General features: G+C 75.2%; 22 protein-coding genes and 2 pseudogenes. 9 read left to right on the top strand and 15 right to left on the bottom strand.

Features of this window, described 5'->3' with window-relative positions:
* Positions 1-125: 125 nt before the first annotated feature.
* Positions 126-1,799, top strand: a pseudogene (locus SM793_RS18395) (NPCBM/NEW2 domain-containing protein); the annotation flags it as partial.
* A 36-nt stretch (positions 1,800-1,835) separates the two neighbouring features.
* Positions 1,836-2,252 (top strand): annotated as a pseudogene (locus SM793_RS18390) (NPCBM/NEW2 domain-containing protein); the annotation flags it as partial.
* Between the two features lie 153 nt (positions 2,253-2,405).
* On the opposite strand, the gene SM793_RS18385 reads toward SM793_RS18390, so the two are convergent.
* The 3 genes from SM793_RS18385 to SM793_RS18375 form a co-directional block, all read right to left on the bottom strand.
* A complete protein-coding gene (locus SM793_RS18385; RefSeq protein ID WP_320439287.1) occupies positions 2,406-3,446 on the bottom strand; it encodes a hypothetical protein in 1,041 nt (346 codons plus the stop codon).
* Positions 3,446-4,015 carry a sigma-70 family RNA polymerase sigma factor gene (locus SM793_RS18380; RefSeq protein ID WP_320439286.1) on the bottom strand — a complete coding sequence of 190 codons (570 nt, stop codon included), beginning with the start codon at positions 4,013-4,015 and terminating at the stop codon, positions 3,446-3,448. The genes SM793_RS18385 and SM793_RS18380 overlap by 1 nt, the downstream gene beginning before the upstream one ends.
* A 445-nt stretch (positions 4,016-4,460) precedes the next feature.
* Positions 4,461-4,895, bottom strand: coding sequence for a CBS domain-containing protein (locus tag SM793_RS18375; protein ID WP_320439285.1), 435 nt, complete (start codon positions 4,893-4,895; stop codon positions 4,461-4,463).
* A 240-nt stretch (positions 4,896-5,135) separates the two neighbouring features.
* Here SM793_RS18375 and SM793_RS18370 point away from each other — a divergent pair, with 240 nt between their 5' ends.
* The 5 genes from SM793_RS18370 (at position 5,136) to SM793_RS18350 (ending at position 9,019) form a co-directional block, all read left to right on the top strand.
* Complete coding sequence (locus tag SM793_RS18370; RefSeq protein WP_320439284.1) at positions 5,136-6,074, top strand: helix-turn-helix domain-containing protein; 939 nt, start codon at positions 5,136-5,138, stop codon at positions 6,072-6,074.
* A gap of 55 nt (positions 6,075-6,129) precedes the next feature.
* Entirely contained in the window at positions 6,130-6,678 is a 549-nt protein-coding gene (locus tag SM793_RS18365; RefSeq protein WP_320439283.1) for a VOC family protein, read from the top strand.
* Positions 6,679-6,768: 90 nt separating this feature from the next.
* Positions 6,769-7,146: an MmcQ/YjbR family DNA-binding protein gene (locus SM793_RS18360; protein WP_320439282.1), complete on the top strand. Its 378-nt coding sequence runs from the start codon at positions 6,769-6,771 to the stop codon at positions 7,144-7,146.
* A 56-nt stretch (positions 7,147-7,202) separates the two neighbouring features.
* On the top strand, positions 7,203-8,342 hold the full coding sequence (locus SM793_RS18355) for a saccharopine dehydrogenase (protein WP_320439281.1): 1,140 nt from the start codon (positions 7,203-7,205) through the stop codon (positions 8,340-8,342).
* Positions 8,339-9,019 (top strand): TetR/AcrR family transcriptional regulator, encoded by a 681-nt coding sequence (locus tag SM793_RS18350; protein WP_320439280.1) that lies wholly within the window; start codon positions 8,339-8,341, stop codon positions 9,017-9,019. Before SM793_RS18355 ends, SM793_RS18350 begins: the two co-directional genes overlap by 4 nt.
* Positions 9,020-9,070: 51 nt before the next feature.
* Here the strand turns inward: SM793_RS18350 and SM793_RS18345 are convergent, their stop codons facing one another.
* From SM793_RS18345 to SM793_RS18325, 5 genes are all read right to left on the bottom strand, one after another.
* A complete protein-coding gene (locus SM793_RS18345; RefSeq protein ID WP_320439279.1) occupies positions 9,071-9,670 on the bottom strand; it encodes a GNAT family protein in 600 nt (199 codons plus the stop codon).
* A gap of 23 nt (positions 9,671-9,693) precedes the next feature.
* A complete protein-coding gene (locus SM793_RS18340) occupies positions 9,694-9,852 on the bottom strand; it encodes a hypothetical protein (protein ID WP_320439278.1) in 159 nt (52 codons plus the stop codon).
* 109 nt (positions 9,853-9,961) lie between these two features.
* Positions 9,962-10,258 carry a putative quinol monooxygenase gene (locus tag SM793_RS18335; protein ID WP_320439277.1) on the bottom strand — a complete coding sequence of 99 codons (297 nt, stop codon included), beginning with the start codon at positions 10,256-10,258 and terminating at the stop codon, positions 9,962-9,964.
* Between the two features lie 79 nt (positions 10,259-10,337).
* A complete protein-coding gene (locus SM793_RS18330; RefSeq protein ID WP_320439276.1) occupies positions 10,338-11,561 on the bottom strand; it encodes a cytochrome P450 in 1,224 nt (407 codons plus the stop codon).
* 89 nt (positions 11,562-11,650) lie between these two features.
* Positions 11,651-11,869 carry a ferredoxin gene (locus SM793_RS18325; RefSeq protein WP_320439275.1) on the bottom strand — a complete coding sequence of 73 codons (219 nt, stop codon included), beginning with the start codon at positions 11,867-11,869 and terminating at the stop codon, positions 11,651-11,653.
* 590 nt (positions 11,870-12,459) lie between these two features.
* On the opposite strand from SM793_RS18325, the gene ligD reads away from it, so the two are divergent.
* Positions 12,460-14,298, top strand: coding sequence for a non-homologous end-joining DNA ligase (gene ligD / locus SM793_RS18315; RefSeq protein ID WP_320439274.1), 1,839 nt, complete (start codon positions 12,460-12,462; stop codon positions 14,296-14,298).
* Positions 14,299-14,394: 96 nt separating this feature from the next.
* Here ligD and SM793_RS18310 read toward each other — a convergent pair whose 3' ends face one another.
* From SM793_RS18310 to SM793_RS18295, 4 genes are all read right to left on the bottom strand, one after another.
* Positions 14,395-15,042, bottom strand: coding sequence for a DJ-1/PfpI family protein (locus tag SM793_RS18310; RefSeq protein ID WP_320439273.1), 648 nt, complete (start codon positions 15,040-15,042; stop codon positions 14,395-14,397).
* A 51-nt stretch (positions 15,043-15,093) separates the two neighbouring features.
* Entirely contained in the window at positions 15,094-15,465 is a 372-nt protein-coding gene (locus tag SM793_RS18305) for a hypothetical protein (protein WP_320439272.1), read from the bottom strand.
* On the bottom strand, positions 15,465-16,031 hold the full coding sequence (locus SM793_RS18300; protein ID WP_320439271.1) for a hypothetical protein: 567 nt from the start codon (positions 16,029-16,031) through the stop codon (positions 15,465-15,467). Before SM793_RS18300 ends, SM793_RS18305 begins: the two co-directional genes overlap by 1 nt.
* Before the next feature lie 68 nt (positions 16,032-16,099).
* A complete protein-coding gene (locus SM793_RS18295; protein WP_320439270.1) occupies positions 16,100-16,552 on the bottom strand; it encodes a hypothetical protein in 453 nt (150 codons plus the stop codon).
* Between the two features lie 576 nt (positions 16,553-17,128).
* Between SM793_RS18295 and SM793_RS18290 the strand changes: the two genes are divergently transcribed.
* Entirely contained in the window at positions 17,129-17,461 is a 333-nt protein-coding gene (locus tag SM793_RS18290; RefSeq protein ID WP_320439269.1) for a hypothetical protein, read from the top strand.
* A gap of 440 nt (positions 17,462-17,901) precedes the next feature.
* Here the strand turns inward: SM793_RS18290 and SM793_RS18285 are convergent, their stop codons facing one another.
* The 3 genes from SM793_RS18285 to SM793_RS18275 all read right to left on the bottom strand — a co-directional run bounded on the left by SM793_RS18285 (position 17,902) and on the right by SM793_RS18275 (position 22,340).
* The gene (locus tag SM793_RS18285; protein ID WP_320439268.1) at positions 17,902-19,284 is read right to left on the bottom strand and encodes a geranylgeranyl reductase family protein; all 1,383 of its coding nucleotides are present in this window, start codon (positions 19,282-19,284) and stop codon (positions 17,902-17,904) included.
* 286 nt (positions 19,285-19,570) lie between these two features.
* The gene (locus tag SM793_RS18280) at positions 19,571-20,671 is read right to left on the bottom strand and encodes an ionic transporter y4hA (RefSeq protein ID WP_320439267.1); all 1,101 of its coding nucleotides are present in this window, start codon (positions 20,669-20,671) and stop codon (positions 19,571-19,573) included.
* 73 nt (positions 20,672-20,744) lie between these two features.
* Positions 20,745-22,340 (bottom strand): serine/threonine-protein kinase, encoded by a 1,596-nt coding sequence (locus SM793_RS18275; protein ID WP_320439266.1) that lies wholly within the window; start codon positions 22,338-22,340, stop codon positions 20,745-20,747.
* Between the last annotated feature and the right edge of the window lie 31 nt (positions 22,341-22,371).

Here is a 22,371-nt window from a genome sequence, read left to right as displayed (position 1 = left end):
GACCGCTCCACCGGCCCCGCCCGCCCGACCCCTCCCGCCGGTCCGACCGGTCTGCCGCCCGGCTCCCCCGCCAGGCCGGCCGGTCTGTTTCCCCCGTCCAACTCCTTTCCCCCGATGGAGGATTCGTGCGAACCCCCGACGCCCGACCGGCGCGCCGTGCCGCGTCCGCGCTCACCGCATTAGCCCTGTTCGCCGGCGGCGGCGCCGTGACGGTGGGCCTCCAGCTCGCGACCGCACCGGCAGCCGCGGCCCTCGACAACGGCCTCAACCTGACGCCGCAGATGGGCTTCAACAACTGGAACTCCACCTACTGCGGTGCCCAGTTCAACGAGGCGATGATCAAGGGCATCGCCGACATCTTCGTCTCCAAGGGCCTCAAGGCGGCCGGCTACCAGTACGTCAACCTCGACGACTGCTGGGCCCTGCCCCAGCGCGACGCGGCCGGCAACCTGGTCGCCGACCCGGTCCGCTTCCCGCACGGCATCAAGTCCCTCGCCGACTACGTGCACGGCAAGGGCCTGAAGTTCGGCATCTACTCCAGCGCCGGCGACCACACCTGTGACGTCAAGGGCTTCCCCGGCGGGCTCGGCCACGAGCAGCAGGACGCCGACCTGTGGGCCTCCTGGGGGGTCGACTACCTCAAGTACGACAACTGCAACAACAAGGGCATCGACGCGCGGACCCGGTACAAGGCCATGGGCGACGCGCTGAAGAAGACCGGCCGCCCGATCCTCTACAGCATCTGCGAGTGGGGCAGCACCGGGCCGTGGAACTGGGCGCAGCCGGTCGGCAACTCCTGGCGCACCACCGGTGACATCAGCGACGACTGGCAGAGCATGATCTCCATCGCGCAGGCCAACCAGGGCCTGGCCAACTACGCCAAGGCCGGGGCGTTCAACGACCCGGACATGCTGGAGGTCGGCAACGGCGGCATGACCGGCACCGAGTACCGGACCCACTTCAGCCTCTGGGCGCAGATGGCCGCCCCGCTGATGATCGGCACCGACCTGCGGTCCGCCGAGCCGGAGACCCTGGAGATCCTCACCAACACCGATGTGATCGCGGTGGACCAGGACCCGCTGGGCAAGCAGGGCGCCGTGGTCTCCCGGGAGAACGGCCTGGTGGTGATGAGCAAGCCGCTGGCGGACGGCAGCCGTTCGGTCACCCTCACCAACGAGGGCTCCTACGACGCCACCATCAGCACCACCGCGCAGGCGGTCGGGATCGGCGGCGCCGAGTCCTACAAGGTCAAGGACCTGTGGTCGAAGAAGTCCAGCACCGGCAACGGCGCGATCAGCGCGGTCGTGCCCGGACACGGCACGGCGATGTTCCGGGTCACCCCGAGCTCGCCGGTCTCCCCGCCCTCGGGCGTGACCCGGCTGAGCGACCTGCCGTTCACCTCGGCGGCCAACTTCTGGGGCCCGGTGGAGCGCGACCGCAGCAACGGCGACCACGTGGCCGGCGACGGCGGGACGATCACCATCCGCGGCGCCCAGTTCGCCAACGGCCTCGGGGTGCACGCCCCCAGTGAGATCGGCTTCCACCTCGGCGGGACCTGCCGCAACCTGGTCACCGACGTGGGCATCGACGACGACGCCTACGGCCACGGCTCGGTGGTGTTCCAGGTCTTCAAGGACGGGGTGAAGGCCGCCGACAGCGGTCCGGTCACCGGCCAGGACCCGGCGCGGCGGCTCACCGCCGACCTGACCGGGGCGCAGGACCTGAAGCTGGTCGTCACCGACGGCGGCGACGGCACCTCCTGGGACCACGCGGACTGGGCGAACGTCCGGGTCGCCTGCGGCGACGGTCCGGCCGCCGGGACGTACCAGCTCTCCGACCTCAACTGGTCGGCGGCGGGCAACAGCTGGGGCCCGGTCGAGCGCGACATGAGCAACGGCGGCAACCAGGCCCGTGACGGCAGCGCCATCAACATCGGCGGCGCCACCTACGCGAAGGGCCTGGGCGTCAACGCCTTCAGCGAGATCGTCTACTACCTCGGCGGCGCCTGCTCCTCGATCAGCACCGATGTCGGCATCGACGCCGAGGCCCAGGGCCGCGGTTCGGTCTCCTTCGAGGTCTACGCCGACGACACCAAGGTCGCCGACAGCGGCCAGGTCACCTCCGCGTCCGGCGTCAAGCACCTGACGGCGGCGCTGGCCGGGGCCAACGAGCTGCGGCTCGTGGTGACGGACGGCGGCGACGGCACCAACAGCGACCACGCCGACTGGGCCGCTCCGGTGCTCACCTGCTGATCGTCCGACTTCTCGAATGTCTGATCGTCTGACTTCTTGAACGTCTGATCGTCTGACTTCTTGAACGTCTGATGGCCTGATCGCCTGAGTGCCCTATTTCCTGCCCGCGCGGGCGCGGTGCCGGACCCCCGGCGCCGCGCCCGCCCGGCGTGTTCAGACCCTGGTCACGTCACGGGTCCCCGTGCCCGGCCGGACGACGTAGATCCCGGACCCGGGCAGCGTCTCCCGGGAGTCCGCCCGCAGCTGGTCGACGCTGATGGCGGCGGGCCACCGGGTGCGCAGCTCGGACCAGCGGACCCCGGCGAGGTCGACCCCGGCGAGGTCGACCGAGGTGAGGTCGGCGGTGGTGAAGTCGTCCAGGACCTCGGCCAGGAACTCCAGGTCCAGGGTCTCCGGTTCACCGAGTTCGAGCAGTTCGCCGACCTGCTCGACCAGCACCCGGGACAGGTACTCCACCTCCCGGACCGCGCGGGTGAGGTCCCCGCCGACCACCGCGTACATGAACACCTCGCAGGCGCGCAGGAATTCGGCGATCGCCGGGTGGTCCGCCGTCCGCACCCGCTTGTCGATCGTGGTCACCATCTCCCGCACCAGGACCTGCCCGACCCGGCGCGCCCGGTCGATCTCCGGGTAGTGGGGTTCGAGCAGCGCGACGATCTCGTGGGCGAGGTCCCGCAGGTCCCAGGCGAGGGCGGCCCGCCGGTCCAGCTCCTGCGCGATGCCCCGGGCGACCCCCTGGGCGGCGAACACCGCCCGCTGCAGCGGCATCCCGTGGTACCGGCCGAATCCGAGGCCGTAGGTGAGGTCCTGGGCCAGCAGCACGGTGCGGATCAGCAGGTCCGCGAGGATGGCCGAGGTGACCAGCGGGTGCCCGCGCAGCACCAGGCGCTGCTCGGGGCCGATCAGCTCGAACCGCTGGTGCATCAGCCCGACGTCGTAGAGCGGGGCGGCCGCTTCCTCGAACTCCGTCCTGGCCGTGCCGCGGGACAGCACCGACACGAGACCGGCCTCGATGTCGAGCACGGCGTCCAGGTCCTCCGCCAGTTCCTTGTGACGGGCGCACAGCATCACCTCGCGCAGCCCGGCCTCCACGTCCAGATGCGTGTCGAGCCCGTGCAGGAAGGACTTCCGCAGCGCCGCCATCCGGTCCGAGAAGTCACGGGTGCGGCGCTCGGGAGAACCGCGCTCGGCCATCATTCCCCCTCTCGATCGGTCATTCTGCTGGAGACGGCCAGCCGCGCCTTGAACAGGCTGGCGCGGACCGCCGCGGGCCGCATGCCCAGCTCGGCGGCGATCTCCGTCGGCGTGTAGCCGTCCAGCGTCCACGCCAGGACCTGGCGCTGACGGGCGGGCAGACCGCCCAGCAGCCGCAGGACCTCCTGCTCGCCCTCCCACTCGGCGGCGTGCCCCGGGGCCGGCAGCAGCGAGGTCGGTTCGAGCGCGAGTTCCTCGATGCTGTCCTCGACCTGGCTGAAGGCGCGCACGAGTTCGCGGGACGCGACTCTCCGGCACCACGCCTCCGGCGACTGGATCCGGTCCCACCGCTCGTACGCCTTGACCATGGTGTCCTGGGCCAGGTCCGCGGCCAGCGCGGCCGGGGCCCCCTGCCACATCAGGAACGCCACCAGCCGGCGGAGGCAGGTGCGGTAGAAGTACGCGAACTCGCCGTTCCTGGCTCCGGTCCCGCTGCCGTCGGCAGGGGCCGGAAGGTGGCCGAGGGACGCCGCCGACGCGGCCTCCCCCTCCGGGCCGGTCTCACTCATGCGCGCCGTGACCCCGCTCCTCGTGCGGCTCCGACCGCCCCGGCCCTCTCGGCCGCCCGGCCCCGTCGTCCTCGGCCCGGCGTGCGCGGAGCGCCAGGACGACGACGACCGGGGGCCGCGGGGGCGGCTGCCGGTCCCGTCGGCTCGGCCGTAACTGCCCCACCAGGGTGACCAAGGCGCCCACCAGCCCCAGTACACCTGCCACCACCGAGCCCGTCACGGGATCCACCACTGCTCCTGTCGTCGTTCCCACACTTCTACGACCAAGAGCCGCGGGAGGGCGCAGGCGTTAACCGGTCCGGGGATTCTGTTACAGACCGCCCGGAGCGGGCGGGACCCCCGCGCCGGTGCGGCACGGGGGTCCCCGGGGCCTCCGCGACGGGCCTCCGCAGTGGGCCTCCGCGACGGGCGGCGGCGACGGGCGGCGGCGTCACCGGCGGCAGCGTCACCGGGACATGTAGACGCTGTCCATGAAGTCGACGATCTGCTGGTCCGTCAGCCGCTGGCCCTCCCGGTGGCCCGTCGCGAGGTCGGCCTCGCTGATCATGCCGACCAGCCGGTCGCCGTCGATGACCGGGATGCGGCGGATCTGGTGCTGCTCCATCTTGTGGAGCACCGCGTCCATGCTGTCGTCCGCGTGGACGCAGTGCAGGTGGCCGGCCAGCTCCATGGCCTTCACGGCCGCCGGGTCCCGCCCCTCGGCGATGCACCGGACGATGATGTCGCGGTCGGTGATGATGCCCTTCAGCTTCTGGTCCGCGCCGCAGATCGGAAGGGCGCCGACGTTCATGTCCCGCATCATCCGGGCGGCGTCGGCGAGGCTCTGGTCGGCGGCGACGCACTGGGCGCCGGCGTGCATGATGTCTCGGGCAGTAGTCACGGGGACTCCTCCTCAGGGTCTCCCCCCGAGCACCGGGTGTTCCGGTGCGCCCACCCTACGCACGGGTGCCGGAGGTCCGCGAGCGCATCCGGAGTGGGCCGTCGCGGAGCGTGGCCGGGAGGCGGGTTCCATGCGGGGCGGGGAGGCCGTTGCCGAACGTGGCCGGGAGGCGGGTTCCGTGCGGGGTGGGGAGGTGCTTTCCGTGCGTGGCCGGGGGCCCGGCGGGACGATACTGGGGGCGTGACGGAGGAGTTCGCCGGGGCGCCCGGCGGGGTACGGGCGCCGGACCGGACAGCGGTGACGACCACCCCCGACCCGGTCGACGAGGCGGTCCGGGCACGGCCCGCGACGGCGCTGCGCCCCTATGTGGCCTGGTACTCGGGCTACCGCCAACGGGGCCTGCCGCCCGCCCTGCACCGGGGTCTGCCGTCCCCGTACCTGACCTTCATCGTGACCCTGGACGAACCGCTCACCATGGCGCGCCACCCGGACCCGGCGCAGCCACCCGGCCGGTTCGCCACCCTGCTCGGCGGGCTGCACACGGCCCCGGCGCTGATCAGCCACGAGGGCCGGCAGTCCGGCATCCAGGTCGCCGTCCACCCGCTGGCGGCGCGGGCCCTGTTCGGGCTGCCCGCCGGGGAACTCGCCGAGCTGGACGTCCCGGCGGAGGCGGTGCTCGGCGCGGTGGCCGAGCGGCTCCAGGAGGCCGTGCGGGAGGCGCGGACCTGGCCGGAGCGGTTCGCGGCACTGGACGGCGCACTGCTGCGGCTCGCACACCCGTCCGGCCGGGTGCCGCCCGAGGTGCTGCGGGCCTGGGACGCGCTCCGGCGCAGCGGCGGGGCGCTGCCGGTGGCCGCGCTCGCCGAGGAGACCGGTTGGAGCGGCCGTTACCTGCTGGACCGGTTCCGCCGGGAGACCGGGCTCACGCCGAAGGCCGCCGCCCGGGTGATCCGGTTCGACCGCGCCCGGCGACTGCTGGCCGCGCCCGGCCCGGCGCCCCGGCTGGCGGAGCTGGCGGTGCGCTGCGGGTACTTCGACCAGGCCCATCTGGCCCGGGAGTTCCGCACGCTGGCGGGGTGCGCGCCGACGGTCTGGCTCGCCGAGGAGGGGCCGGACGCGGCGAAGTTCCGAAACGTCCAAGGCGGGGCGGCCGGGCCCGGGCCAGAGTGGGAGGCATGACGGCGGACCGGCCCCTCGTCCGGGCCGGTCGCCCCGAACGGAGGAGGTACCGGCCATGGATGCCGACACTGCGGGCTACGGCGGCGCGAACAGCAACGGCGCGGGCAGCGGCGGCGCGGGTAACGACGGCGCGGGCAACGGCGACGCGGGCAGCACGGGAACGGCCGCGAGCGGCGGCACCGGCGGCGGGGCGGCGCCCGCCCCGCAGGTCTGGCCCAGTCTGCGGGCCCGTGACGCCCGGGCGCTGATCCGCTTCCTGGGGGAGGCGTTCGGCTTCGAGGAGGTCGTCGCCTACGGCGAGGGCGAGTTCGTCGCCCATGCCGAACTGGCCCGGCCGGAGGGCGGCGGGATCATGCTGGGCTCCGACCGGCCGGCTCCCGAGGGCGGTGAGCCCTGGCCGGGCGGCCCCGGGACCTTCTCCGCCTATGTGGTGACGGCGGACCCGGACGCCCTGCACGCACGGGCGGCCGCCGCCGGGGCGCGGATCACCACCGCGCCGTACGACACCGACTACGGCTCGCGCGACTTCGCCGCCGCCGACCCCGAGGGCAACCACTGGTACTTCGGCTCCTACCGGGGCGCCCCGCGCCCCTCGGCGGGCTGAGCGGTGCGGGACGTCGACCGACCGGCGCCGGCGGACCGGCCCATCCCGGGACCGACCGACGGCGCGGCGGGCCAGGGACCGACCGACGGCGTGGCGGCCGTGGAGCGGCTGCGGGCCGTGGAGCGGCTGCGGGCCGTCTGCCTGGCCCTGCCGGAGGTGGACGAGCGGGTCAGCCACGGCGAGCCGACCTGGTTCGCCGGTCCCGGCCGCCGGGCACGGGTGTTCGTGATGCTCGCCGACCACCACCACGACGACCGCCTCGCGTTCTGGTGCCCGGCGGCCGCCGGCGCGCAGGAGTTCCTGGTCGCCGAGGAGCCGGAGCGCTTCTTCCGCCCGCCCTACGTCGGCCACCGGGGCTGGGTCGGCGTCCGCCTCGACGTGCCCCCGGTGGACTGGGAACGGGTCGAGGACCTGGTCGCGGACGCATACGCCCTGGTGACCGGCCAGGGTGCCGGGCAGCGGCCGTGAACTGTCGAGTCTCTGCCGTCTTGCAATTTTTAGGTCACCTGACCTAGTTTTTGCGTATGCCCACTTCGGAGAACACTCAGGCCCCCGACATCGACAGCCCCGACCTCCTCACGCTCGACCCCCGAGGACCGGTCCTGCTGGTCGGCGGCTACGGGACGGTCGGCGGTGAACTCGCCCGCCTCGTCGCGGCCGAGCGCCCCGTCCTGCTCACCGGCCGGTCCGAGCAGCGGGGCGCCGCCCTCGTCCGCGAACTCGGCGGCGCCCCGCACGCCACCGTCCGCCGCTGGGACCTCGCCGACCCGGCGCCCTTCACCGCGGCGGTGAGCGCCGTCGTCGGCGTCGTCAACGACCCCGACGACCGGGTGCTGCGGGCGGCGGCCCGCGCCGGCGTCCCGTACGTGGACGTCACCCGCTGGACCGTCCGGCTGCAGCGGGCCGCCACCGTGGCCGCGCTGCTGCGCCCCACCGCACCGGTGCTGCTCTCCTCGGCCTGGATGGGCGGCGTGGTCGGACTCGTCACGGCCGCACTGGCCGAACGCCTCGGCGGCGCGGACCGGGTCGAGACCTCGATCCGCTGGGACCTCGCCGACCGGGCCGGCGCGGACTCCGTGGAGTTCATGGACCGGCTGGGGCTGGACTACGAGGTGATCAGCGAGGGCCGGCGCCACACCGTAACCCCGCTGACCGGCGCGCACACCGTCCGGATCGGCGACCACCCCACCCGGGTCGCCCGGATCGACACGCCCGAGCAGTTCACCCTGCCGCTCACCCTCGGCACCACGACCGCCACCACCCGGATCGGCTTCAGCTCCGACCTCAGCACCCGGACCCTGCTGGCCGCCAAGCACACCGGCTTCTTCCGCTGGGGCCGGGGCGAGCGCTGGCAGTCCGCCCGCCGCGCCCTGCTGTACTCCCCCGGCGCGGGCGGCACCGCACTGCTGCGCGTCGACGTCGGGCACGCCGGCCGCACCCTCACCGCGGTCGTCGAGGACCGGTCCGGCCAAGCCCACCTCACCGCCGTCGGCGGCCTGCTCGCCCTCCGCCGCGCCCTCGGCTCGGACGGCGCGGCGGCGGCACCGGCCGGCGTCTCCTTCCCCGAGCAGACGCCCAGGCCGGCCGGGGTGGTGGCCGACCTCGCCGCCCTGGAGGTCACGGTGGACATCAGCTCCGCGCCGGGCTTGGATGCTGCCGCATGAGCACCACACCCGACCCGGCCCCGTCCACCTCGTCCGCCGACCCGTCCGCCACCTCGTCCGCCGGCCCGTCCGCCGGCCCGTCCGCCGGCCCGGCACGAGGGCGGGGGCGGAAGGGCGCGGAACGACGGGAGGCCCTGCTGGACGCCGCCGAGGAGGTCCTGGTCGCCGAGGGCGGGCCGGAGTGGACGATGCGGGCCGTGGCGGCGGCAGCCGGCGTACGACTGGGCCACCTCCAGTACTACTTCCCCACCCACGCGGAGCTGGTCGCCGCCGTACTGGAGCGGGTGCTGCGGCGGTCGGCCGAACGCCTGGCCCCCCTGCTCTCCGCCGACGCCGCCGCCCCCGAGGCAGCCCCCGGGGTGGTCACCGCACTGCTGGCCGAGCAGGAGGACGCCCGCCTGATGCGGCTGTTCGTCGAGGTGTGGGCACTGGCCGCCCGGGACGCGACCGTGGCGGCGGCCGTACGCGGCTTCTACGGCGACTACCGGGCCCAAGTGTCGGCGTTCGTCGCCCGCCGCCACCCCAACGTCCCGGAGGAGGAGCGCCGGGCCCGCGCCGGGGTGTTCATCATGCTGATCGAGGGTGCCTCCCTCTTCCGCTCCGGGGTGGCGGGCGAACGCGACCCCGCCACCGACGAGGCCCTGGTCCGCACCGCACTCGCCCTGCTCGGGCCGTGACTTTCGGAGGTTCAGTAGCGAGTACTACCGGGCGGCTCGGGCAGCACGGGATCACCTTCCCGGGCTGGGTCGGCGATCGGTTTCGGCGGCTCCGTCGGTGTCCAGGCCGTCGATCGGTGCCCACTCGTGCTCCAGGACCGAGTAGGTGATCGAGTCGCGCCACGCCCCGTGGACGAAGACGTGGTCCCGGATCCGGCCGTCCTCGGTCATCCCGGCCCGGAGCAGGGTCCGGGCCGAGGCTTCGTTGAGCGGTGACCGGGCGGCCCAGATGCGGTGCAGGCCGAGGACGTTGAAGCCGAGGGCGCAGAGCAGGTGGACGGTCTCGGTGCCGAGGCCCTTGCCCCATGCGGCCGGGTGGAGGGCGAAGCCGATGGTGGCGGCCTGCTGCGGCTCGGTGGCCAGGCGCGCGTAGCCGATCAGCTGGCGCTCGCCGCGTCGGGTCACGGCCAGGCAGTACTCAGTACGCGGGGTGGCGTGCGCGGAGTCGATGGAGCGGGCCGTGATCGCTTCGACCTGCTCGCGGGTGCGGGGTTCGAAGCTGAGGTGCCGGGTGGCGTCGGGGTCACCGTAGATCGCCAGGAGGTCGCCGGTGTCGTCAGGTTCGACCTCGCGCAGCGCCAGCTCGGGGCCGGTCAGGCGGAGTGGGGTCATGGCTGCGGAGCCTATCCGCAGGGTCACCGGACGAGGGCCGAAGTGGGGGTGGTGGTGAAGGCCTCGATCTCCTGGCGCAGACCGGCCGCCGCGCCGCCGCCCGCACGGTCGGCGGCGGCGCCGGCGGGAGGGGTCCGTCGCCAGCGCTGGTGGCCGCCGTCTCGAGGTCCTCGACGAGGCATTCACCGTCGCTGCCCAGGACTCTGTCCAGGCCCTCGGCCAGTAATGCCGGCCGCTGGAGTGTGCGGTCGCGCCCACCGGTGGTCGCCGTCCCGGTACTCGGCCCGGGTGTCAGGCCAGGTCGGTGAGGAGTTGGAGTTCCGGCGGGCCGGCCAGCAGGGTGGCACCGGCGGCGAAGGCCTCGGCCATGTGCGGCGCGACGAGGTGGGCGTCGAAGTCCGCCCGGCTCGCCCACTGTTCGACGACCACCCAGGACGCGGGGTCGAGCGGGTCCTGGTACGGGCGGTAGAACACGCAGCCCGGTTCGGCCAGCGTCGGCGCGACCAGCGACAGCGCCTGGACCCGCACCGACTCCTCCTGCCCAGGCGCGGCCTTCAGTCTGGCGACAGCGGTGATCGGTCCACTCATGGCGTTCCCCTCGATCCGATGATCAGCAGTGCCCGGACACTACCTGGTACTCCGGTGAGAGTCCTCCCTCGGGCCCCGCTCACCAGGTCACGGGCAGTGACCGCATCCCGTAGATGAACGAGTCGGTACGGAACTCGCGCTCGCCGGTCGGCCGCAGCCCCGGCAGCCGGCGGAACAGTGTCTCCAGGGCGATCTGGAGTTCGGCGCGGGCCAGCGGCTGGCCCAGGCACTGGTGCACGCCGAAGCCGAACGCCACGTGCCGCCGGGCGTCCCGGCCCAGGTCCAGCTCGTCCGTCGCCCGATGGCCGGCGCCGCCGAACACCGCCTCGTCCCGGTTGGCGGTGGAGAGCATCGCCATCACGCCCTCCCCGGCCCGGACGGTGACGCCGCCCAGCTCCACGTCCTCCAGCGCCACCCGGGGCAGGCCGGTGTGCACGATGGTCAGCAGCCGCAACAGCTCCTCCACCGCGCCCGGCAGGGCGGCCGGGTCGGCCAGGGCGGGGATCTGCTCGGGGTGCTCCAGCAGCAACGCGGTCGACAGCGCGATCATGTTCGCGGTCGTCTCGTGCCCGGCGACCAGCAGCAGCACGCCCGTGGCGGCCACGTCGTCCGGGGTCAGGTCGTCCCGCGCCGCGAGTCGGCTGAGGACGTCGTCCTCCGGCTGTGCGCGCTTGCGGGCCGTCAGGTCGCGCAGGTAGTCCAGGACCCCCTCCTGGGCCTCCCGGAGCTGCTCCACGGTGCTCTCCTGGCTGAGCATCGTGCGGCTCAGGCCCTGGAAGCGGTCGTGGTCCTCGTACGGCACGCCGAGCAGCAGGCAGATCACCAGCGAGGGCACCGGCAGCGCGAAGTCGGTGACCAGGTCGGCCGCGGTCCGGCCCGCGGTCATCCGGTCCAGTGCCTCGTCCACGATCCGCTGGATCTCCGGGCGCAGCGCCTCCACCCGCTTGACCAGGAACTCCCCGGTGAGCATGCGGCGCTGGCGGGCGTGCTCGGGGTCGTCGAGCCGCAGGAAGTCCGGATTGTCGGTGATCAGCTCGCGAGCGCCGGCGACCAGCAGCGGGAAGGCCGGGTGGCGTATGTCAGCACTGAACCGGCGGTCGGACAGCACGGTGCGGACCTCGGCGAAGCCGGTGACCAGCCAGCAGAGGTCGCCGTCGGGCAGCTCGGCCCTGGTCACCGGCCCGGTGGCGGCGGCCTCGGGGTACGCGGGCGGCGGGCCGAACGGGCAGCCGCCGGAGTGCCGGGCCGGCAGCGGGAGGACGGGGGTGGTAGGTGCGGCGGGTGCGGTGGGTGCGGTGGTCAAGGCGGGGGTCTCCTCACGTCGCGGGTGTTCTCGTGGGGTTCGGGGCGCGGAAGGTTCCCGGCGGCCTGCGGGCCGACGGCCGGGGTCCGTCAGGCCCCGGTCCGCGCGGGCCCGTCCCCGGTGACGGTGATCGCCCGGCCCGGGCAGAGCTCGGCGGCGAGCCTGACGTCGGCGAACTGCTCGGGCAGCAGGACGGTCTGACGGAGCATCACGAGACTGTCCCGGTCGTCCTGGTCGAAGACCGCGGGGGCGTTCGAAACGCACATGCCGGAGCTGCAGCAACGGTCCCGGTCGACGCTCACCTGCATGTCGGGCACCTTTCGCCAGGGCGGCGCCGGCTGCCCGGCGGCGCCTCTCGTTGTCACGGTCAACCTAGCCGTGGCTGGTCCGTTCACGGAGGGGTACGGTGGCCGGATCGAGAATGGCCGATTCGGCTCCTGTGCGTGAACCGCGATTGGGGCGCAATGCGTTTCAACCCGCTGTACTTTGCCGGCCGGGTCGGCGGACCCGGCCGCGCGGACGGCCTCACAACCTTCGGCGGTGGCCAACTCCCGTACGGGGGAGCCACCGTGTCGGCCTCGGCGGCGCTCTTGCCCGGCCGGTAGCGCACCACCCGGGCGGACCGCGGGGCCGGCCCGGCGGGGTGGCGGGGGCTGCGCCGGAGGCCGTCGAGGGCGACCTCGACGACCGGTTCCGGCCGGACCAGCACCCGTCCGGGCGTCCCGCCCGGTCTCCCGGGCGAGCAACCCGGCGGTCTGCCGCGCCGTCGCGACCAGGCCGGGACGGCTCGCGCCGCACCCCTGCCGCGGGCAGACTGGCCGCGACGGGCCCGGTGGACCCGGGCGGCCCAGGAGGGCCGCGCCGGGGGCCGGGGACGCGCGCAGCCCCGGAGGCGGCGATGCCGCAGATGACGGTCGACGGGCGCACCCTCGCGCTCTCGCACCTGGACAAGGTCTACTACCCCCGGACCGGCACCCTCAAGGGCGAGGTCCTGCGCTACTACGCCGCCGTCCACACCGCCCTGCTGGCGCATCTGCGCGACCGCCCGGTGTCCTTCCTGCGCTGCCCGGACGGCGTGGCGGCCGAGGTGTTCGTGGCGAAGCACCCGCCGCCCGGCACGCCCGACTGGGTGCGCACGGTGGAGGTGCCGAGCAGCAGCGGTGAACTGCGCCAGGTGGTGCTGGAGGACGGCGGCGGGCTGCTCTCGCTGGTCAACCTGGGCTGTCTGGAGCTGCATGTGCCGCAGTGGCACGCCGCCGCGCCCGGGCTGGCCGACCGGCTGGTCCTGGACCTCGATCCGGGCGCGGGGGCCGATGTCCTGACCTGTCGCACCGTGGCCGGGCTGCTGCGCGAGCGGCTCGCGGCGGACGGCCTGGAGGCCTGGGTGAAGACGTCGGGCGGCAAGGGCCTCCATCTGCTGGTGCCGCTGGAGCCCACGCCGAGCGCCCGGGTGTCCGCCTACGCGAAGGAGCTGGCGGCCGGGTTGGAGGCGGCCCGTCCGGAGCTGGTCGTGCACACCATGGCCAAGGCCCGCCGCACCGGCCGGGTGCTGGTCGACTGGTCCCAGAACTCGGCGAAGAAGACCACGGCCGCCCCGTACACGGTGCGGGCGCAGGAGCGGCCGACGGTGTCGGCGCCGCTGTCCTGGGCGGAGCTGGACGCGGCCGGGTCGGCGGCGGAACTGGTGTTCATGATCGCCGAGGTACCGGAGCGGCTGGCGGCCCACGGCGATCCGCTCGGGCCGCTGCTCGACCCGGCGCGGGCCCGGCCGCTGCCCACGGCCGCGCCGCGTCGGAGCAGCGCCGGAGCCGGAGCCGGGACCTCCGCCGCCCCGCCGTCCGGAAGCCGCGATCCGGTGGTGCTGACGCCTCCGGTGGAGGTGATGCGCCCGGCCGCCGTCCCCGCCGTGCCGCCGGCGGACGGCCTCGGCGGCGGCGGGGTGCTCTACGAACTGAAACTGGACGGCTTCCGCTGCGTGGCCTTCGCCCGGGGGCCGGACCGCCCGCCGTTCCTCCAGTCCCGCTCCGGACGGGACCTCACCGCCGAGTTCCCGCCCATCGCCGCGGCCGTCGCCCGGCTGCCGGCCGGGCTGGTGCTGGACGCGGAGCTGGTCGCCTGGCGCGGTGGCCGGTTCGCCTTCGACGAGCTGCTGCGGACCAGGCAGGACCGGGCCGCCGCGGATGTCGCGCTGGGGCTGATCGCCTTCGACGTGCTCGCCCTGCCCGGCCGGGACGTCCGGTCCCTGCCGCTGGCCGACCGGCGGCGGTTGCTGCTGGCCGCGCTGGCCGAGGTGCCGCCGCCGGTCCAGCCGGTCCTGGCGACCACCGACCGGGCCGAGGCGCTCACCTGGATGGAGCAGCTCGCCGACACCGGCGTGGAGGGGCTGGTCTGCAAGGCCGCCGGTTCGGCGTACCGGCCGCGCGGGGCGGGCCGGGTCTGGGTGAAGTACCGGCGCGGCGACACCGTGGACGCCACCGTCCGCGCCGTGACCGGACCGCCCGCCCGGCCCCGGGCGGTGGTCCTGGAGCTGGACGACGGCCGGGTGCTGCTGTCCTCCCCGCCGCTGTCACCGCTCCAGTCCCGGCAGGTGGCGGAGCTGGCGGCCGGCCGGCTCGGCGCGCCCGTCCACGATCCGCAGTACGGCGACGTCCGGCCGCTGACCGCCCCGCTGCGGGCCGAGGTGACCGTCACCGGCCGACCGCCGAAGGCCCTCTTCGTCCGCCTGCGCGGCGACTGAACGCCGATGCTTGCAGGCCGATGCTTGAAGGACGAAGCCTGAACGCCGACGCTTGAACGCCGACGCCTGATCGCCGACGCTTGATCGCCGACGCTGTCAGTCCCGCTCCGGCTCCGCCGCCGTGTGGCGGGACGGGGCCGGCTCGTGGGCGACGGCCCACGGCGGGTGCGGGCCCCCGGCCGGCCGGGTGTGCGCGAACTCCGTCACCAGGGCCTCGGTGAAGGCCGGCAGGTCGCTCGGCCGGCGGCCGGAGACCAGCAGCCCGGGGCCGTCCCGGCAGACGTGGACCGGTTCGTCGACCCAGTGGGCGCCGGCGTTCACCAGGTCGGTGCGGATGCCCGGCCAGGAGGTGAGGGTGCGTCCGCGCACCGCGTCCGCCTCGATCAGCGTCCACGCGCCGTGGCCGGTCACCGCGACCGGCCGACCGGCGGCGGTCAGTCGATGGACCAGGGCCACGGCCGCGCGGTCCAGGCGCAGGAAGTCGGAGCCGGCGACTCCCCCGGGCAGCACCAGGGCGTCGTAGGCACCCGGGTGCGCCACGCCGACCACGTCGTCGACGGGGAAGGCGTCCGCCCGGTCGAGGTGCCGGTACGCGTGGACGAGTCCGGGGCGGGTGGACAGCAGCCGCGGCGTGCCGCCGGCCTCCGCCACGGCCTGCCAGGGGACGGTCAGTTCCACCTGCTCGGCGCCCTCGGGGGCGACCAGGAAGGCGACCGTCCGGCCGGTGAGGACGGTCAGCGGCATCCGGGCCACCCCGTTCGTCGCCCGTCGGCGTTCACGGCGGCCGGCACCGGCTCAGCTCCCGGGGCGCGCACCGGACCGGTCGGCGCGGTCGGCGGCAGCCGGGCCGTACGCGGTCAGGTCGGCGGCGGCCGCGCCGTACGCGGTCAGTTCGACGGCGGCGGGCGGCGGGGCGATGCGGACCCGGGCGCGCGGGCAGTCCAGGTGGACGACCAGCTCCAGGTGGTCGACGCGGGCGACCGCCGCGATCGGGACCAGGACCGGGGCACCCGGTACCCACGGCCGGCTGTCCACCAGCAGATGGTCCCCGGCGTCCTGCTCGACCCGGCCGAGCGGGCCGTCCGTCGCCTCGACCTCGTAGCCGACCAGGGCGAGGTCGGCGGCGTGGTGGGAGCCCGGGCGGTACTCCCGCAGGTCGGTGGTCATCACGCCTCCGGGTGGTCCCACGGGCGGCGTTCGCGGCGGCCCCGGTCGTCGCGGTCGTCCTCCGGACCATCGCTCGGACCGTCGCTCGGGTGGCTGCCGCGCGGATGGCCGCCGCTCGGGTGGCTGCCGCCCGGGTGGTCGTCCCGGTCGCGGTACGGGCCCCAGCTCCGGTGCTCCCCGGGCCACGGCCCCCGGTCCCGGCGCTCCCCACGGTCCGGCGAGCCGTTGGCCGGATCCACTCGGTGCCGCCGGTGGCGGCGCAGCACGACCGACAGGCCGGCCGCGATCATGACGCTGCCGACCCACACGGCGGCCGTGGCGATCGCCACGACGGCCGTCGGCCTGCGCACCGCGACACTGAGGCACAGCGCCGCCATCACCAGCGCCGTCATCAGCACGCCGGTCGGCAATCGGCGGCCGAAGCCACGCAACGCGCTCCCGAAGCGGCGCGGCCGTGCGGCTCCCATCGTGCTCAACCGCCGGTCGAGGCGGGTGTCCCGGCTCAGATCGCACTCGATCTCGGCGAGGAGCCGCCGCTCCCGCCCGCTCAAAGCGGGTCCGTCCATCTCGGTCACCTCCGGCACGTTCGGTGACGACGACATCCCGGCCGGGCGACTGCCCGGCGGGGGGTGCGCTAACCGCTCCGGCCCGCGAGGGCGCCGGAGGCGGCCGGGCGACGGTCACCGAACGCCCGCGGACGGGCGAGCAGGCTGTCGTCCAGCGCACACAACAGGGCCGCGGCGTCGGGGTGCACCTCGGCGGCGCCCGCCGCCCGCAGCTCCGCGGCCGTGGCGCCGGGGCCGAGCACCGCGACGCAGGGCACTCCGGCCAGCCGCGCGACCCGGACCTCGGGCGCGCTCGCGGCGACGAACACGGCGTGCGACGGCTTCCCGTCGACCAGGTCGAGCGCCGCCCGGACCGGATCACGGCCCGGATCGGTCACGGTGAGTGCCGGCGTCCCACTCGGGCCGGGGGCGGTCAGGACCACCGTCCAGCCCCGTGCCGCGCACTCGCGCAGCAGGGCGGCGGCACCGCGCGACGTCGCAGGCCAACCGGCCCCGAAGAGTGCCGCCGAGACGACCGTCATGGCCCACCGTTCCCGTTCCGCACCGCGCACCGGCGCGCCCTTCCAGGTTAGGCCCGTACCCCCGGCTCCGCCCGGCACGGCCACCGCGGATCCCGCTGCGGGGCCGGGGGCGCCACCCACGACCTCCGGTCACTCTCGGTGACGACTCGCAGCTGTCCGGAACGCGGTCGGCGCCGGCGCCCGGCCGTGCCACGATCGGGCCATGACCACCACGCTCACCGCCGACGCCGCCACACCGGACGAGCCGTCCGCCGAGCCGGCCGAGGAGGACCGGCGAAGCCGGGGGGCACCGGTGGCCCGACCCCGCGCGGACCGGTCCTCGGGGGCTCGCGGGCCGTCATGTCGCGCCCCCAAGCCGGGGTCGGGACAGCCGACCCAACCAGCGGCGGACGGTGACCGCGCCGACGCGGTGCGCATCCGTTCCATTGACAGCCCGCCGGACCGGCCCGATCCTCGCCGGTACGGCCCAGTCACCGACCAGGGCCGCCCGACGACCGGGGGTGGTCAGCGATGACGGACCAGTGGGCAGCACGGCGAATGCCGCCGTCGGTCAGGTGGGCGGTCGCGGGCGTGTGGGTGCACGCCGCACTCAGCGGCTTCGCGGGCCTGATGCTGCTCGCCGCCCTCGGCCGCAACCAGGGCGGCGAGGTCGCCCCCGTGCGGTTCATCGCGATGGCCTCCGTCCTGGTGGGCCTGCTGCTCGGCACCTGCGCCGGCCTCGCCTCCCGCCGCGCGGGCTGGACCAGGACCACCGTGGTCGTCGTCGAGGCCCTCTCGGTGGCGACCGCCGCCGCCCTCCTCCTGACCGGCTCCCTCGCCGCCCTCACCGGCATCGCCCTCGGCGCCTTCGTCCTCCGCACCTTCCTCTCCCCCGACGGCCGCGCCTGGTTCAACGACCAGATGTACTGACCACGGAGGTTGGTGGCAGGGCTCATGGCGTGGTGATCGACCATGGGCCCACGCCAGGCTCTGCAGCACCGAAGCAGGAACGACGCGACGCCTCACGCGCAGGGCTGCACACCCACCCTCACCACCGTGGACGCACCGCACTCGCAGGCAAACCACCCGCTCACCGCGTCCCCGGTGCTGCCCTGCGATCAAGACCCCGGGGCGGGGACGTGAGGCCCTCCGCTGGGTGCTGGCGGAGATCGCCGAACGCGCGCACCAGGAATGGCTGCGCGGCTGACGGCTGCCACCCGAGACAGGGGAGTCCGGCACTCCGGATCGCGGGTGCCCCGGGCCCGTCCGGTCCGTGGGTCCGGCGCCTCCGGCCGGGAGGCGCCGGGCCCAGGACGGAGCTGGTCGGGCACCCGAGCCTTGAACTCCGCTCCGATGGGCGGGCGGGCGGGTCAGCCTCGGTTGCTGGGGGCGAGGCGGCCGAGGATGTGGAGGAGGCGGTCCAGTGCGTCGCGGGAGTTGGGCTCGGTCAGGTTGACCATCAGGCGGAAGGCCGCGCGCAGGAGTGCCGGGTTGCCGAGGCCGGCCGCGCCCGCGGCGCCGACCAGGCGGGGGCGGCTCAGGGCGGCGACGGTGAGGCGGCCGAGTGCGAAGTAGCCGTCGTAGGCGGCGCGGAGGGTCTGGGGGTAGGCGCGCAGGGCGAGGTCGCGGCCGCGGTCGGTGCGGCGGGCGAGGGCCTGGACGACGGTCTCGGCGGCGTAGCGGCCGGACTCCATCGCGTAGGCGATGCCCTCGCCGGTGGCGGGGCTGACCGTGCCGCCCGCGTCGCCGATCAGCAACAGGCCGTCGGCGTAGTGGGGTTGGCGGTTGAGGCCCATCGGGAGGGCGGATCCCCGGATGGGCTCGGTGACGGCCTCGGGGTGGTAGCCGTAGTCGGCGGGGAGGTTCTCGCACCAGCGGCGGAGCAGGTGCTTCCAGTCCACGTCGCCGGACACCGCGCCGGTGTCGACGACGCCCAGGCCGACGTTGGCGGTGCCGTCGCCCATGCCGAACACCCAGCCGTAGCCGGGTAGGAGGCGGCGGTCCGGGTCCGACGGGTCGCGCAGGTCCAGCCAGGCTTCCAGGTAGCGGTCCTCGTGGCGCGGGGTGGTGAAGTAGGTGCGGTAGGCGACGCCCATCGCGCGGTCGGTCCGGCGGTAGCGCTTCATCGCCAGGGAGAGCCGGGTGGAGTTGCCGTCGGCGGCCACGACCAGGGGTGCGCGGTAGGCGGCGGGGCGGCGCTCCTCGCCCAGCCGGGCGGTGACGCCGGTGATCCGGCCGGTCCGCTCGTCGAGCAACGGGCCGTCCACGTTGGCCCGTTCGACCAGCCGGGCGCCGGCCGCGGCGGCGCGGCGGGCGAGCAGTTCGTCGAAGTCGGCGCGGCGGCGGACCAGTCCGAAGCTCGGGAAGGCGGAGAGTTCGGGCCAGTCGAGTTCCACCCGGCGTCCGCCCGCGACGATCCGCAGTCCCCGGTTGTGCAGCCAGCCGGCGGACTCCGAGACGTCGATGCCGAGATCGATCAACTGCCGTACCGCGCGCGGGGTGAGGCCGTCACCGCAGACCTTCTCCCGGGGGAAGGCGGACTTCTCCAGCAGGAGGACGTCCAGGCCGGTCCGGGCGAGGTGGTAGGCGGCGGTGGAGCCGGCGGGGCCCGCGCCGACCACGATGACGTCGGCCGTGTCGGCGCCGTGCCCGGACGCTTCGGCGGCGGCGGCCGGTTCGGCGGCGGCGGTCCCGCCGGAGGGGTCGGACGGGCGGGCCGGGCGGGTGGACGGCTGCTGTGCTGGGCCGGGCATGCGACGCTCCCACGGGTGTCGGTCCTGCGGCGGACTCGGCTGATTCGGCGGACACCCGACGATATGGAGCCCGGAGGTCGCGCCGCACCCGACACGCGGACATCCGGCGGCCCGCCCGGCCGCTCCGGGCGGCTCCGGCGCACCGGCCCCCGTCCCGAGCCGCTCCGGCCTGTGCGGACGAACGGCGGGCGGGCGGGCGGCGGACGCGGACGGCGGACGGCGGGCGGCGGACGGCGGGCGGCGGACGGCGGGCGGCGGACGGCGGGCGGCGGACGGCGGGCGGCGCTCAGGGGCTGATCGCCAGCACCACGTACGCCGCCAGGATCGCCAGGTGCACCGCGCCCTGGAGCGGGGTGGCGCGGCGCGGGATGACCGTGAGGGTGCCGACGACGAGGGTGAGCACCAGCAGCACCAGGTGCGAGGCGTCGAGGCCGAGGACCAGCGGACCGGCGAGCCAGTGCGAGGCGATCGCCACCGCCGGGATGGTCAGGCCGATGCTCGCGAGGGCCGAGCCGAGCGCCAGGTTGAGGCTGGTCTGCACCCGGTTGCGGGTGGCGGCGCGCAGGGCCGCGATGGTCTCCGGCAGCAGGACCAGCAGGGCGATCACCACACCGACGACCGAGGACGGCAGCCCCGCCGAGTCGACCGCCGACTCGATGGTCGGCGACACGCCCTTGGCCAGACCCACCACCGAGATCAGCGCCACCCCGAGCATCACCAGGCTGAACACCATGGCGCGGGCGGTCGGCGGGTCGGCGTGGTCCTCCTCGTCGAGCACCTTGCCGTCGGAGCCGACCGGCAGGAAGTAGTCCCGGTGCCGGAACGTCAGCGTGGCCACGAACAGTCCGTACAGCACGAGCGAGGCGGCCGCCGCGAAGGCCAGCTGGGCCGGGGCGAACTGGGGGCCGGGCGAGCTGGTGGTGAAGGTCGGCAGGACCAGGCTCAGCGTGGCGAGGGTCCCGATGGTGGCCAGCGCCGCGCCCGTCCCCTCGGCGTTGAAGACCGCCACCCGGTGCTTGACGGCCGCGACCAGGATGGACAGGCCGAGAATGCCGTTGCAGGTGATCATCACGGCCGCGAACACGGTGTCCCGGGCGAGCGTCGACGCCTTGTCCCCGCCGTCCGCCATCAGGGTCACGATCAGCGCGACCTCGATCACCGTCACCGCGACCGCGAGCACCAGGGAACCGAACGGCTCCCCCACCCGGTGGGCGATCACCTCCGCGTGGTGCACGGCGGCGAGCACGGCGCCCGCCAGGAAGCAGGACACCACCCCCACCACCCAGCCGGGGAGGTCGCGGTGCCAGGTCAGGACGAGGACGAGGAGGGCCAGCAGCGGGACGACGGTGGTCCACTGCGCGACGAGCGGTCGGAGCTTGGTGAACATGCCGCCGAGCATCCCATCCGGAAGCCCGGGTTCCGTGGCGGCGCCGCCGGGGAGACGGCGCACGGGGCCGGCCTCATGGCCCCGCCACGCCGCTCCCGCCGTACTCGGCGAGGTAGCCGAGCACGCGTGCCACGTGCGCTCTCACCCGTTCGGGGACGCCGCCGGTGTCGGCGACCGTCTTGTCGCTCGTCCGGTAGCCGGCCGTCACCAGGGCGGGCAGCTCGGCGGCGGGAAAACCCCGCTGCTTGAACCGCTGGCCGAGCCAGCAGACGTAGCCGCCCATCGCGGCGATGGCGTCGTCCGGGTCCAGATAGCTCTTGACGCCGTCGTGGTCGGCGTCCTGCGCCCAGGCGTTGAAGACCGTGGGCGTCCACATCGCCACCCCGTACTCGCCCGTGGCGGGGCGGGCGGCGGCCGGGTCGAAGCCGGACTCCGCCTTGAGCATCGCGGCCAGCAGCACCGGGGTGATCTCGGGCTCGGGGCAGCGGCGGGCGGCGTCGTCGATCGGGCCGCGCAGGGCGGCGGGGACGTCGGCTCCGGGCGGGAGGGAGCCGGGGCGCGCGGGGACGGCACGGCCGGGCCCGCCGGACACGGGGCCGGAGGAGTCGGCCTGCTCCGGCGCTCCGGTGACGAGCAGGGTCGCGGCGGCGACGAGCAGCAGCGCCGCGCGCGTGGCGGCTCGGCCCCGGCGCTGACGGCGGCCCGGCGTGGCGGGGGCCACGACCCCGGCACCCCCACCACCGCCACAGCCACCCCCACCGCCGCCCCCACCCCCACCCCCACCGCCACCGCCACCACCCAGGGCACCGGCGAGCAGGTCGGCCAGGTCCAGCTGCGCGCGCCGCCGCCGGTCGGCCGTCAGGCAGGCGGTGACCAGCGGCCGCCACCGCTCCGGCAGCGCGGCGTCGAGCCGCAGCGGGGCGCTGCCGCGCGCGTAGGCGACCGCGGCCAGCGAGCGCGCGCGGGCGGTGGCACCGAGGAAGGGGTGCAGTCCGCCGGTCAGCACCTGGTGGGCGAGGACGCCGTAGGCCCACAGGTCGGCGCTCGGGCGGAGCGCCGCCCCTCGCGCGCCGGTCCGCTCGGACCACCACTCGGGCGGCACGTGGTCCGGCGAGCCCAGCGGCGGGGCGTACGCGTGGGTGCCCTCCAGTTCCGCGGTCAGCCCGAAGTCGGCGAGCTTGGCGGTGCCGTCGTCCATCAGCAGGACGTTGCCGGGCTTGAGGTCCCCGTGCACCCAGCCGGAGCCGTGCATGTGGCTGAGCCCGGCGGCGACCTCGGCCAGGATCCGCTCGGCGCCCGGCGGCGGGTGCGGCGGCCGGGCGCCGGCCAGGAGGTCGTGCAGGCTGCGCGCGGCGCGTTCCATCACCAGGGCGACGGCGCCGTCGAGTTCGGGACGGTCCGGGTCGGTGAGGGTGAGCACGGCGAAGGTGCGGATCAGGTGCGGGTGGTCGGCCAGGCGGCTGAACCGGATCTCGCTGCGGGCGGCCTGGGCGACGGCCTGCCGCTGCCCCGGACCGAGCCGTCCCGAACGGAGGAACTTGACCGCCACTTCGACGGGTTCGCCGCCCGCCGCGCGATCCGGGTCGGCCGCGCGGGCGGCGTGCACACTGCCCCAGCCGCCGGCCCCGATCCGCTCGCCGACCAGGTAGCCCCCGACCGGATAGCCCACCGGAACCGCGAACCCCGCCCCGCCCCCGGAC

The sequence above is a fragment of the Kitasatospora purpeofusca genome (genome assembly GCF_034043715.1).
Lineage (GTDB): Bacteria > Actinomycetota > Actinomycetes > Streptomycetales > Streptomycetaceae > Kitasatospora > Kitasatospora purpeofusca_A.
Note: the sequence above shows the minus strand (reverse complement) of the source record. Positions and strands in the feature narration are given on the sequence as shown.

What these genes read in the sequence shown, in the direction of transcription:
- SM793_RS18385 (WP_320439287.1), bottom strand. Translation starts at nt 3,446, where the DNA reads ATGGCCGAGCGCGGTTCTCCCGAGCGCCGCACCCGTGACTTCTCGGAC.
- SM793_RS18380 (WP_320439286.1), bottom strand. Translation starts at nt 4,015, where the DNA reads ATGAGTGAGACCGGCCCGGAGGGGGAGGCCGCGTCGGCGGCGTCCCTC.
- SM793_RS18365 (WP_320439283.1), top strand. Translation starts at nt 6,130, where the DNA reads ATGGATGCCGACACTGCGGGCTACGGCGGCGCGAACAGCAACGGCGCG.
- SM793_RS18355 (WP_320439281.1), top strand. Translation starts at nt 7,203, where the DNA reads ATGCCCACTTCGGAGAACACTCAGGCCCCCGACATCGACAGCCCCGAC.
- SM793_RS18350 (WP_320439280.1), top strand. Translation starts at nt 8,339, where the DNA reads ATGAGCACCACACCCGACCCGGCCCCGTCCACCTCGTCCGCCGACCCG.
- SM793_RS18345 (WP_320439279.1), bottom strand. Translation starts at nt 9,670, where the DNA reads ATGACCCCACTCCGCCTGACCGGCCCCGAGCTGGCGCTGCGCGAGGTC.
- SM793_RS18340 (WP_320439278.1), bottom strand. Translation starts at nt 9,852, where the DNA reads ATGCCTCGTCGAGGACCTCGAGACGGCGGCCACCAGCGCTGGCGACGG.
- SM793_RS18335 (WP_320439277.1), bottom strand. Translation starts at nt 10,258, where the DNA reads ATGAGTGGACCGATCACCGCTGTCGCCAGACTGAAGGCCGCGCCTGGG.
- SM793_RS18325 (WP_320439275.1), bottom strand. Translation starts at nt 11,869, where the DNA reads ATGCAGGTGAGCGTCGACCGGGACCGTTGCTGCAGCTCCGGCATGTGC.
- ligD (WP_320439274.1), top strand. Translation starts at nt 12,460, where the DNA reads ATGCCGCAGATGACGGTCGACGGGCGCACCCTCGCGCTCTCGCACCTG.
- SM793_RS18310 (WP_320439273.1), bottom strand. Translation starts at nt 15,042, where the DNA reads ATGCCGCTGACCGTCCTCACCGGCCGGACGGTCGCCTTCCTGGTCGCC.
- SM793_RS18305 (WP_320439272.1), bottom strand. Translation starts at nt 15,465, where the DNA reads ATGACCACCGACCTGCGGGAGTACCGCCCGGGCTCCCACCACGCCGCC.
- SM793_RS18300 (WP_320439271.1), bottom strand. Translation starts at nt 16,031, where the DNA reads ATGGACGGACCCGCTTTGAGCGGGCGGGAGCGGCGGCTCCTCGCCGAG.
- SM793_RS18295 (WP_320439270.1), bottom strand. Translation starts at nt 16,552, where the DNA reads ATGACGGTCGTCTCGGCGGCACTCTTCGGGGCCGGTTGGCCTGCGACG.
- SM793_RS18285 (WP_320439268.1), bottom strand. Translation starts at nt 19,284, where the DNA reads ATGCCCGGCCCAGCACAGCAGCCGTCCACCCGCCCGGCCCGCCCGTCC.
- SM793_RS18280 (WP_320439267.1), bottom strand. Translation starts at nt 20,671, where the DNA reads ATGTTCACCAAGCTCCGACCGCTCGTCGCGCAGTGGACCACCGTCGTC.